This window comes from Atopobacter phocae ATCC BAA-285 (genome assembly GCF_000526675.1).
Taxonomy (GTDB): domain Bacteria; phylum Bacillota; class Bacilli; order Lactobacillales; family Aerococcaceae; genus Atopobacter; species Atopobacter phocae.
The window spans coordinates 1-10,909 of the sequence record NZ_JAGN01000049.1; the positions used below are offsets into that span (position 1 = coordinate 1).

10 protein-coding genes are annotated in these 10,909 nt (G+C 32.8%); 6 read left to right on the forward strand and 4 right to left on the reverse strand.

The window, feature by feature from the left end; all coding sequences use genetic code 11:
* Window positions 1-774: 774 nt before the first annotated feature.
* The 4 genes from L866_RS0107320 (at window position 775) to L866_RS0107335 (ending at window position 6,136) form a co-directional block, all read left to right on the forward strand.
* On the forward strand, window positions 775-2,793 hold the full coding sequence (locus tag L866_RS0107320; protein ID WP_025730606.1) for a DHH family phosphoesterase: 2,019 nt from the start codon (window positions 775-777) through the stop codon (window positions 2,791-2,793).
* A gap of 2 nt (window positions 2,794-2,795) precedes the next feature.
* Window positions 2,796-3,248, forward strand: coding sequence for a 50S ribosomal protein L9 (rplI, locus tag L866_RS0107325; RefSeq protein ID WP_025730609.1), 453 nt, complete (start codon window positions 2,796-2,798; stop codon window positions 3,246-3,248).
* 75 nt (window positions 3,249-3,323) lie between these two features.
* Entirely contained in the window at window positions 3,324-4,694 is a 1,371-nt protein-coding gene (gene dnaB / locus L866_RS0107330; protein ID WP_025730611.1) for a replicative DNA helicase, read from the forward strand.
* 149 nt (window positions 4,695-4,843) lie between these two features.
* Window positions 4,844-6,136, forward strand: coding sequence for an adenylosuccinate synthase (locus L866_RS0107335; RefSeq protein ID WP_025730613.1), 1,293 nt, complete (start codon window positions 4,844-4,846; stop codon window positions 6,134-6,136).
* Between the two features lie 55 nt (window positions 6,137-6,191).
* On the opposite strand, the gene pepT is transcribed toward L866_RS0107335, so the two are convergent.
* From pepT to L866_RS0107355, 4 genes are all read right to left on the reverse strand, one after another.
* Complete coding sequence (gene pepT, locus L866_RS0107340; RefSeq protein WP_025730615.1) at window positions 6,192-7,403, reverse strand: peptidase T; 1,212 nt, start codon at window positions 7,401-7,403, stop codon at window positions 6,192-6,194.
* Window positions 7,404-7,595: 192 nt separating this feature from the next.
* Complete coding sequence (locus L866_RS0107345; RefSeq protein WP_025730616.1) at window positions 7,596-8,288, reverse strand: MgtC/SapB family protein; 693 nt, start codon at window positions 8,286-8,288, stop codon at window positions 7,596-7,598.
* A gap of 94 nt (window positions 8,289-8,382) precedes the next feature.
* A complete protein-coding gene (locus L866_RS0107350) occupies window positions 8,383-9,147 on the reverse strand; it encodes an ABC transporter permease (protein ID WP_025730618.1) in 765 nt (254 codons plus the stop codon).
* A 39-nt stretch (window positions 9,148-9,186) separates the two neighbouring features.
* Window positions 9,187-9,831, reverse strand: coding sequence for an ABC transporter ATP-binding protein (locus tag L866_RS0107355; RefSeq protein ID WP_035446426.1), 645 nt, complete (start codon window positions 9,829-9,831; stop codon window positions 9,187-9,189).
* Between the two features lie 229 nt (window positions 9,832-10,060).
* On the opposite strand from L866_RS0107355, the gene rpiB reads away from it, so the two are divergent.
* Together rpiB and L866_RS0107365 are read left to right on the forward strand one after the other, a co-directional pair.
* On the forward strand, window positions 10,061-10,537 hold the full coding sequence (gene rpiB / locus L866_RS0107360; RefSeq protein WP_025730622.1) for a ribose 5-phosphate isomerase B: 477 nt from the start codon (window positions 10,061-10,063) through the stop codon (window positions 10,535-10,537).
* Between the two features lie 91 nt (window positions 10,538-10,628).
* The coding region (locus tag L866_RS0107365) for a hypothetical protein (RefSeq protein WP_025730623.1) at window positions 10,629-10,909 on the forward strand (281 nt) is incomplete at its 3' end.

Genomic DNA, 10,909 nt, shown 5'->3' on the forward strand with positions numbered 1-10,909 from the left:
CATTGTACTAGAAACTTTTACACAAGATTATGGACTTGACTAAGTGATTTTAAATGATTTATTAAAATAATAAGTGTTTCATGTGAAACATTTGTACTATGCAAGAAAGATAATAGGCTAGTCATTTAACAAGTTATAGAGAGAATTTAAAGGTTTCACTAGGTAATCCAGTGTTTCACGTGAAACATTTGTACTATGTAATAATAATAAGAGTTGATCTTTTAATAAGTAATAAAGAGAAATCAAACGATTCACTTAGGCTAATCCAGTGTTTCACGTGAAACATTTGTACTATGCAAGAAAGATAATAGGCTAGTCATTTAACAAGTTATAGAGAGAATTTAAAGGTTTCACTAGGCTAATCCAGTGTTTCACGTGAAACATTTGCACTATGTAATAAAAATAAAAAGAGCTGGTCTTTTAATAATTAATAAAGAGAAATCAAGCGATTCACTAGACTAATCCAGTGTTTCACGTGAAACAAAATAGAATATGCATGTGAAAGGACTAAGCAATGAAATATATAGACCATGAAAATATGTAAAAGCTTAAAACAACGTAAAAAATAAGAATAATTAATTTATAATTTTTTGGAATAAATTTCTAAAACAAATTTCTAAAACAAATTATTTCATATATGATGCCAAAACATATCATATAGTTAAAACATTGTTCGTATCATCAGGAGTTAATGAATTAATTCGCATAAAATGGTATAATAAAAGTGTATATGTCCGTTTACTTATCGTAAATAAAAGATAAGGAGACGATAGAATGAACCGTTTAAACTTAGAAAGATTACCAGATTACATTCGTGATAAAAAAGTAAAAATTCCATTTTTAATAATACTGACAATCATGTTTATAATTTTAATTCTTTCTTTTATAAGTAATTGGAAATTAGGCTTATTAATGCTAATACTTTTCTCAATAGTTGTTGGATTAGTAATTTTTCTTTCAGAGTATTTAATAGATCAAACTAATCAATATATTTCTGATTTATCGTACCGTATTAAAGAAAGTGAACAAGAAGCACTCATACGTATGCCGATAGGAATTATGTTATTTAACGATCGAGATGAAGTTCAATGGGCAAATCCTTATTTCAAAAAAATATTTGCGAAAAAGGATATTTTAGGGCAAAGAATTCAAGATATTGATGAGAATTTTCATCAAGTCGTTAGTCAAGCACCTTCTGACGAATTAGTTTCTTTAAAATTAGAAGATCGTTTTCTTGATGTTAGTGTCCAAAGAGATATTCAAGCACTTTATGTTATTGATACGACTAATTATGCAAAAATTTATCAAGACTATCTTGATACGCGAATAGTTTTCGGCCATATATTTTTAGATAACTATGATGAAATCTCACAATCATTGAGTGATCGTCGTAAATCAAACCTTAACAACTTTGTTACGAATCAATTAACTAATTGGGCTAATGAACACAGTGTATTTATAAAACGAGTCGATGAAGATCGGTTTTTTGCTGTATTAAATCGTCAAAGATTAAATAAACTTGAAAATGAAAAGTTTGAAATTATCGATACAGTTAGAGAAATTACTGCTCGACAAAACTATCCTTTAACAATCAGTATGGGTTTTTCATATGCTGATGAAGATGAATATGAAGATTTTCATGATATAGCAAGTATTGCTCAGTCTAATTTAGATTTAGCATTAGGCCGTGGGGGCGATCAAGTAGTTGTAAGATCGAAAAGTGAGAAAACAAGATTTTACGGTGGTAAAACAAATCCAATGGAAAAAAGAACGCGCGTTCGATCGAGAATGGTTTCTCAAGCTTTACAAGATTTAATTAATGAAAGTGATCAAGTAATTGTTATGGGACACCGCTTTCCAGATATGGATTCTATTGGTAGCGCACTGGGCATTCGCCGAATAGCACAAATGAATAATAAAACGGCTTATGTTGCAGTTAAGAAAGATGAGTTCAGTCGTGACATACAAAACTTGATGGATGAAGTTATAAAAAATGATGAGATTGCTCCATTTATAATCGAATCTGAAGAATTGCATGATAAAATCACGCCAAATACATTACTTGTATTAGTCGACGTTCATCGTCCAAGTATAGTATGTGATTCTACTATTTTAGAAAAAAGTAGACAAGTGGTAGTCATTGATCATCATCGAAGAGGTCAAGAATTCCCAGAAAATCCAGTATTAGTATACATTGAACCTTATGCTTCATCAGCTGGCGAATTAATTACTGAGTTATTTGAGTATCAATCCAATGAAGCTGAACCGATTTCGAATATCGAAGCCACAGCCATTTTAGGTGGTATTATCGTTGATACGCGTAATTTTTCTTTAAGAACTGGATCGCGTACATTTGATGCAGCAAGTTACTTGAAAAGTTGCGGTGCTGATACAATATTAATTCAAAGGTTATTGAAAGAAGATGTGAAGTCATACTTATTAAGAAGTCAACTGATTTCATCATTAGAAGTATATATGGATAGATTAGGTATAGTCACAGGCTCTGATGATGAATCTGTAAATACTGTTGTTGCAGCACAAACAGCAGATACATTATTATCTATGGAAAATATCGAAGCAAGTTTTGTTATAACTCGACGTAAAGATGGTAGAATTGGTATTAGTGCAAGAAGTTTAGGTGATATTAATGTGCAGCGTATTATGGAACAACTTGGTGGAGGCGGACATTTATCCAATGCAGCTACTCAAATTGAAGAAGGTTCTGTATTAGATGCTAAAGCTGCATTAATTGAAGTTTTAGATGATTTGTATATTAGTAATGAGGAGGAATAATAATGAAAGTAATTTTTACTCAAGATGTAAAAGGTAAAGGGAAAAAAGGTGAAGTAAAAGAAGTTCCAACAGGTTTTGCTCAAAACTTTTTAATTAAACAAGGTAAAGCTGTTGAAGCGACTACTGCAAATTTATCTGTTTTAAAGGGACAACAAAAAGCAAAAGAAAAACACGATGCAGAAGTATTAGCAGAAGCTCAAAAATTAAAAGAGTTTATTGAAAATGAAGATACAATTATTGAAGTGAAAACAAAAGCTGGTGAAGAAGGTCGAGTGTTTGGCTCTGTGACATCAAAACAAATTGCTCAAAGCTTGCAAAAGCAATATAGTGTTAAAGTGGATCGTCGTAAAATTGATTTAGAAGAACCTATCCGTGCTTTAGGATATCGAAAAGTACCTATCAAATTACATTCTAAAGTAATGGCAACTTTAAATGTACATATCGTTGCAGAATAAAAATTGAGTTAAAATATAAATTAATCATCCCGACATATATTATATTGTATGTCGGGATTAATAGGAGTGTAGCAGTTGGAAGAAGTATTTGAGGGACAAGTGCCACCACAAAATATAGAAGCTGAGCAGTCCGTTTTAGGATCTATTTTTTTAGACCCGGAAAAACTGGTAGATATTTTAGAGTTTTTATCAGTAGATGATTTTTATCGCAAAAATCATCAATTAATTTTTGAAACAATGGTTCTTCTTAATTCTAAAGATATTGCTGTCGATTTAATAACGGTAAGTAATGCTTTAATTGAAAGTCATCAATTAGAAAATGTCGGAGGAATACCGTATTTAACAGAATTAGCGGGTAGTGTTCCAACATCTGCCAATATTGAATATTATGCTCGGATTGTTTATGACAAAGCTATTTTACGTCGTTTGATTGCAAGTGCCACATCAATTGTAAAAACAGGATATGCTGATAGCGGCAATGTTAGTGAAATTATTGATCAAGCTGAACAAAGCATTTTGGAAGTTACTGAACGAACAAATCGTTCTGGTTTTAAACGAATTAGTGACGTAATAGAGTTATCGATTCAACAAATTGAAACATTAGCTAAAAATAAAAGTCGTGTGACAGGCGTTTCAACGGGGTATGATGAATTAGATCGTATGACTGCTGGATTGCATCCAGATAATCTAATTATCCTAGCAGCACGTCCTGCTGTTGGTAAAACTGCTTTTGCATTAAACATCGCTCAGAATGTCGCAACAAGAGCCAATGAGCCAGTTGCTATTTTTAGTTTAGAAATGGGAGCAGAATCTTTAGTGAATCGAATGCTCTGTGCTGAAGGATCAATCAATGCATCAAACTTAAGGACAGGTAATCTGTCGTCAGAAGAATGGGATCATTTGGCCATTGCGATGGGAACATTAGGAAATAGTCAGATTTTTATTGACGATACTCCAGGGATCCGAGTGGCTGAAATTCGTGCAAAATGTCGACGATTGAAACAAGAGCAACAAGGATTAGGTTTAGTGGTTATTGATTACTTACAATTAATTGAAGGTAGTCGGCGAGAAAATCGACAACAAGAAGTTTCAGAAATTTCGCGACAATTAAAGAAATTAGCAAAAGAATTGAGTGTACCTGTTTTAGCTTTATCACAGTTATCTCGTGGTGTCGAGCAAAGACAAGATAAGCGTCCAGTTTTATCAGATATTCGAGAATCTGGATCGATTGAGCAAGATGCAGATATTGTAGCTTTTTTATATCGTGAAGATTACTATCGTGATGAAGATGGAGAAGAAGTAGAAGATAATAATATTGTAGAAGTTATTATAGAAAAAAACCGTTCAGGAGCGCGTGGTACAGTCCAATTAATTTTTACAAAAGAATTTAATAAGTTTAGTTCTTTAGTTCAAGATAATTTAATGGACTATATACCGCCAGCATAAAAAATCTCATCATTCAATTGCATATTGTAATTGAAGAAGAGGTTTTTTGTTTTTGTAAAATTTTGATAAATTAATCGTATAAGATTGAGAAAAAGATTAAATACTGTTAAACTAAAATTCGGTTTTAAATTTGATAAAGAGGTGACCAAATGTCTTCAGTAGTAGTAGTAGGAACACAGTGGGGCGATGAAGGAAAAGGTAAAATCACAGATTTTTTAAGTGAACATGCCGAAGTAGTTGCTCGTTATCAAGGTGGAGATAATGCAGGCCATACCATTCAATTTGATGGTAAAACATTTAAATTACATTTGATTCCTTCAGGGATTTTTTCTACTGATAAGTTAAGTGTAATGGGAAATGGTGTAGTTATTAATCCGAAATCTTTAGTTGAAGAATTAAATTATCTAAAGAATGAAGGAATTGATACATCTTCTTTACGTATTTCTGATCGTGCCCATGTTATTTTACCTTATCATATTCTGCTTGATCAATTACAAGAAGATGGTAAAGGTGATCAAAAAATAGGAACAACGATTAAAGGAATTGGTCCAGCATATATGGATAAAGCAGCACGTGTAGGTATTCGTATTGCTGACTTATTAGATCGTGAAATTTTTGAAGAACGTTTGAAAATTAATTTACAAGAAAAAAACAATTTATTTGAAAAAGTATATGGACATGAACCATTAGTTTTTGAAGAAATTTTTGAGACATATTATGAATACGGTCAAATGTTTAAACAATATGTTTGTGATACATCTGTTGTATTAAATGATGCATTAGACCAAGGGAAACGCGTTTTATTTGAAGGCGCGCAAGGTGTTATGCTAGATATTGATCAAGGAACTTATCCATTTGTAACAAGTTCAAATCCTGTTGCTGGTGGAGTGACGATTGGTAGTGGAGTTGGACCTTCTAAGATTACAACGGTTGTTGGTGTATGTAAAGCATATACATCACGTGTTGGAGATGGACCTTTCCCTACAGAATTATTTGATGAAGTTGGAGAACAAATTCGTGAAGTTGGACGTGAATATGGTACAACAACTGGACGTCCACGTCGAGTAGGTTGGTTTGATTCTGTAGTGATGCGTCATTCAAAACGTGTGTCTGGTTTAACTCATCTGTCATTAAATAGTATTGATGTATTAACTGGCCTAGAAACAATTAAAATTTGTGTCGCTTATGAAAAAGAAAATGGTGAACGAATTGAGAATTATCCAGCTAGTTTAGTGGAGTTAGGTAAATGTCAACCAGTTTATGAAGAACTACCAGGATGGAAAGAAGATATTACGGGATGTCGTTCTCTAGAAGAACTTCCAGAAAATGCACGAAATTATGTTCATCGAGTAAGTGAATTAGTAGGTGTTAATTTAGCCACTTTCTCAGTTGGACCAGATCGTGACCAAACGAATATATTAGAAGACGTTTGGAATATATAAAAATAAAGACATGATTTTCTTTTGATAGAAAATCATGTCTTTTTATATATATAAATTATTTTGCGTTAATTTCAGCAATTTTTACGACTGTTTCAACTGCTTTTTTCATAGTATCAACAGATAATAATTCAAAGCGTCCATGGAAATTGTAACCCCCTGTAAAGAGATTAGGACATGGCAAACCCATATATGATAAGCGAGCGCCATCTGTTCCACCACGAATGGCTTTAATTTCAGGTGTTACACCCACTGCACTCATAGCTTCTTTAGCTAATTCAATAATTTCCATATGTGGTTCAATTTTTTCACGCATATTATAGTAACTATCAGTTATTGTTAAATTAATAGCATCATGGTATTTTATGTTAAGAAAATTAACAGCTTGTTGCATTAATTGTTTTTTCTCTTCGAATCGTTCTCTTGAATGATCGCGAATAATATAGTTAGCTTCAGCATGGTCTACAGCTCCACTTAAATCAGTTAATAAAAAGAAACCTTCATATCCTTCAGTATATTCGGGTTTTTGTTCAACAGGCAGCATTTGATCAAGTTCATTTGCTATGCGTAATGCATTAATCATTACACCTTTAGCTGTTCCAGGATGAACATTCTTACCTTGAATATTTAGTCTCACAGAAGCAGCATTGAAATTTTCATATTCTAATTCACCGATTGGCCCTCCGTCAACAGTATAAGCAAACTCCGCACCAAAATTTTCTACATCAAATAAATCAGCACCGCGGCCAATTTCTTCATCCGGCGTAAAACCAATTTGAATATCACCATGTTTTATTTCTGGATGATCAATTAAGTACTGAATAGCAGTCATAATAATGGTAATACCAGATTTATCATCAGCACCGAGTAATGTAGTTCCGTCTGTTGTAACTAAAGTATGCCCTTTTAAATCACTTAAAAAAGGAAAATCTTTAACCGTCGTTGTAAATTGGTCATTTAAACGAATATCTTGACCATCATAGTTCTCAATAATTTGAGGATTTTCACATTTCCCATCTAAATCTGGTGATGTATCCATATGTGCGACGAACCCTATTGGACGAGCGTTTGGCACATTGCCAGGTAAAGTGGCATAAATATAGCCATTCTCATCATGACGAATATTTTGTAAGTTCATTTCTTTTAATTCTTTAACTAATTGTTCTCCTAATACTAGTTGACCAGCAGTAGACGGGCAACTTACTTGAGATGGATCACTTTTTGTATCAAAAGAGATATAATTTAAAAATCGTTCTAACATTTGTTCCATTAAGCATCAGTTCCTCTCATTATTTAATTGACTCCATACTCTTTATTATCCTCACTTTTCTTATGGTTGCAAGTAAAAGAAAAATAAAAGTGAATTTTAAAAATTGGGGAAAGTGGGGCTTAGTATGAAAAAATACTAGCTGTTGTCAAAGAAAAACCCCCTAGCTCATTATAAAAATCAGCTAGGGGTTATTTATACGCTAATTAATCGAACGCGACGCATGTTTTCGTAAAGTGATAAATCTTCAACAATTTGTTGGTAAGATAATTTTCTTGGAAAAGAAATAGTATAAACATAGGTATAGATACGTTGTTCACCAACGATATCTACTTGGAAATCAACATCTTTTACTTCTACTTGATGTTGCTCAAAATAATGTGTAATGAATTCTTTTGATGGTAATTTATGTACGAAACTAATTTCTATTTTTTTCAAGGTTTGAATTTTGATAATCTTATTGAAAAAACTTAAAACAATGGCAATGACAATAAAACTTAAAAGGCCGGCTTCATAGTAGCCCATTCCAATAGATATACCTAACCCTGCTACGGCCCAAAGAGATGCTGCAGTCGTCAAGCCACGAATTTCTCGTTTAGTGACAATAATGGTACCTGCACCGAGGAAACCGACTCCACTAACAACTTGAGCAATTAAACGTGCTTGCTCTGTTCGAATGACTGGTTTAAGCTCAGGGTGCAATGTAACTAGTTCGACGGCATCATTGGCAATTTCTGATTGAATAATAGCAATTAAGGTAGCGCCAATACAAACAAGAATATGTGTACGAATACCTGCAGGTCGATTTTTAAATTCTCGATCAAATCCGATAATACCTGAAATAAATGTAGAAATTAGTAAACGAATAAGTATTTCTTTTGTATCCATAAGCGGCATAACCTCTCATTACTTTATATTGTATAGTTAGATTAACATATCCACTAAGGAATGTGAAACTCTTTAACATCTTTTGACTGGTAATTTAAATAGTTAATTGATCTAGTTTATTATAAAACGATTGATAAGCCAAATAGCTTGCAATAAACGAAGAGATTGCTGTAACTGATATGAGCATAAACATAATGACAATTTGATAGCGAATGGCTTGTACTGGATCAATCCCAGCAAACATTAAACCACTCATCATACCTGGAAGACTAACTAATCCAACCGTTTTTGTTCGACTAATGGATGGGGACATACCTGTTTGAATGCTCTCGCGAACGATATTCATTGCGGACTGTTTTGGAGTAGCACCTAAAGTTAGTTTTTCGAGAACTTGTTGGCGTTTATCGTTAAATTGACTAGACAAAGATCGATACGTTACACCGATAGCAGTCATAGCGTTAGAAGCAATCATACCTGTTACAGGAACAATTTGATTAGGTGTCCATTTAATTGTATGGGATAAAACAAAAATGATGAGAGCAATGGCTGTGCCGCTTGCAATGGCAATGAATGATGTTCGAAAAGAGTGGTCAATTTGACCGGCATTCTTATGAGCATTATAAGACGCGTTAAAAACGATAAAGAGTACCATAATAAGTGTCAACCAATCATAGTTTAATTGGAAAACGTAGCCAAGGATATAACCGATTAAAAAAAGTTGGACAACAGCTCGAATACCAGCAATAATAATATCTTTTCCTAGCCCCAATTGCTCTTTATAATCAACAAAAATGGCTAAAATAAGTAAACTAGTTGATAAAAGTAACGAGAGATTACTAATTTCAAGTGATGGGTTCATAGTATGTACAATCCTTTCTCAGTGATGTGGTTATTTGTTTTATTTCAAAGCATCTAATGTAATTAATCGACTAGATGATTGAATTTCTTCTTCATTATGAGTAATAGCTAAGACGGTTAATTGTTTAGATTGATTGAGTTCTTGAATTAAATTCAAAATAATTTCACGATTAGTGCGATCTAACGAACTAGTTACTTCGTCCATGAGAAGTACTTCAGGCTGATACATTAAATTGCGGATTAAAGCAATACGTTGTTTTTCCCCACCTGATAAACTATCAACAGATTGATTCAAATAGCTTTCATTTAGATCAACCTTTTCTAATAATTCAATTGCTTTTTGTTTATTAAATGTCTCATGTCTAATTTCGGAAGGGAAAATCAAGTTATCCTTTACTGTATTGCCAAATAATGTGGCATTTTGAAAAAAATAAGAAACTTCTTGACGATAAAGCGTAGACGAATACGATTCAATTGATTGACCTTGATATAAAATATCGCCAGATGTAGGTGAAATTAAAAGTGCCATCATTTTTAATAAAGTACTTTTGCCACTACCAGATGGGCCAGTAATAGTAATCATTTCTCCTTTAAATACATCTAAATTAAAATCATCGATAATGACTTGTTCAGTCGTTTTAAAAGATACGTGTTTTAACTGTATCAGTGGTTTATTTTGTTTCATTGCAAAATATCTCCTTACAATAAAAAATTTGTATTTTTAATCAGTGTATATAGATGGATAGTAAAAAAAACAATAGGAAATAGTAGCTATCATATTCTATCTTAGAATGTTTTGAAAAGTTTATCAAACAACTAATAATGATTATCAGTGATAATAAAGTTTGAATACTTTGTTCAGTAAAATTTTATGGTAAAATGGAGAAGAAATAACAAATTATGGAGGAATTCAAATGAAGATTGGTATTGCAAGTGATCACGGTGGATTTGATTTAAAACCGACAATTGTTGAATATGTTCAGAGCTTAGGTCATGAAGTGACTGACTTTGGACCAGCAACTGGTGAGTCTGTAGATTATCCAGAGTATGGTGAAAAAGTAGCAGATGCTATTGTCAATCAACAAATGGATTTAGGTATTTTAATTTGTGGAACAGGTGTGGGCATGTCTTTAGCCGCTAATAAAGTGCGTGGTATTCGAGCTGTAGTATGTTCAGAGCCGTTTTCAGCTAAACTCTCACGTCAACATAACAATACGAATGTTCTATGTTTGGGTGCTCGAGTGGTCGGCAATGAATTAGCAAAAATGATTGTTGAGGAATGGTTAGCAGCTGAATTTGAAGGTGGACGTCATGCACGTCGTGTAGATAAAGTTATGGCAATTGAATCTAAATATGCTGATCAAATAGAAGATCAACCATTTTGTGGATAGAAATTATTCGATAAAAAAGAGACTGGTCATTGATATGCTCCCCCTAAAGTAGACACTTGAAAAAGTAAAACTATTTTAGGGGGAGTTTTTCATGCGTAAAAATAAACGTTATTCAGCTAATGAGTTAATGTATTTTATTGATCTCTATTTAATCAGTGGAATATCCTATGCAGAACTACAGGAAAATTATGGCTTAAAATTAAATAATAAAAACTTTCGAAAGTACCTTAATAAGTATAGAATACATGGGCCTTCGGCTTTAATATCGAAAGGTAGCAATAACAATTATTCTGAGCAGTTTAAAAAGAAAATTATTGAGGAATGTTTGAGCAATGAAGCCTCTTATTTAGAGCTCGCTACAAAATATAATAT

Excerpts from the sequence above, each read along its gene's own strand:
- rplI (WP_025730609.1), top strand. The coding sequence starts at position 2,796 with ATGAAAGTAATTTTTACTCAAGATGTAAAAGGTAAAGGGAAAAAAGGT.
- L866_RS0107355 (WP_035446426.1), bottom strand. The coding sequence starts at position 9,831 with ATGAAACAAAATAAACCACTGATACAGTTAAAACACGTATCTTTTAAA.
- L866_RS0107350 (WP_025730618.1), bottom strand. The coding sequence starts at position 9,147 with ATGAACCCATCACTTGAAATTAGTAATCTCTCGTTACTTTTATCAACT.
- L866_RS0107345 (WP_025730616.1), bottom strand. The coding sequence starts at position 8,288 with ATGGATACAAAAGAAATACTTATTCGTTTACTAATTTCTACATTTATT.
- L866_RS0107320 (WP_025730606.1), top strand. The coding sequence starts at position 775 with ATGAACCGTTTAAACTTAGAAAGATTACCAGATTACATTCGTGATAAA.
- L866_RS0107335 (WP_025730613.1), top strand. The coding sequence starts at position 4,844 with ATGTCTTCAGTAGTAGTAGTAGGAACACAGTGGGGCGATGAAGGAAAA.
- rpiB (WP_025730622.1), top strand. The coding sequence starts at position 10,061 with ATGAAGATTGGTATTGCAAGTGATCACGGTGGATTTGATTTAAAACCG.
- pepT (WP_025730615.1), bottom strand. The coding sequence starts at position 7,403 with ATGGAACAAATGTTAGAACGATTTTTAAATTATATCTCTTTTGATACA.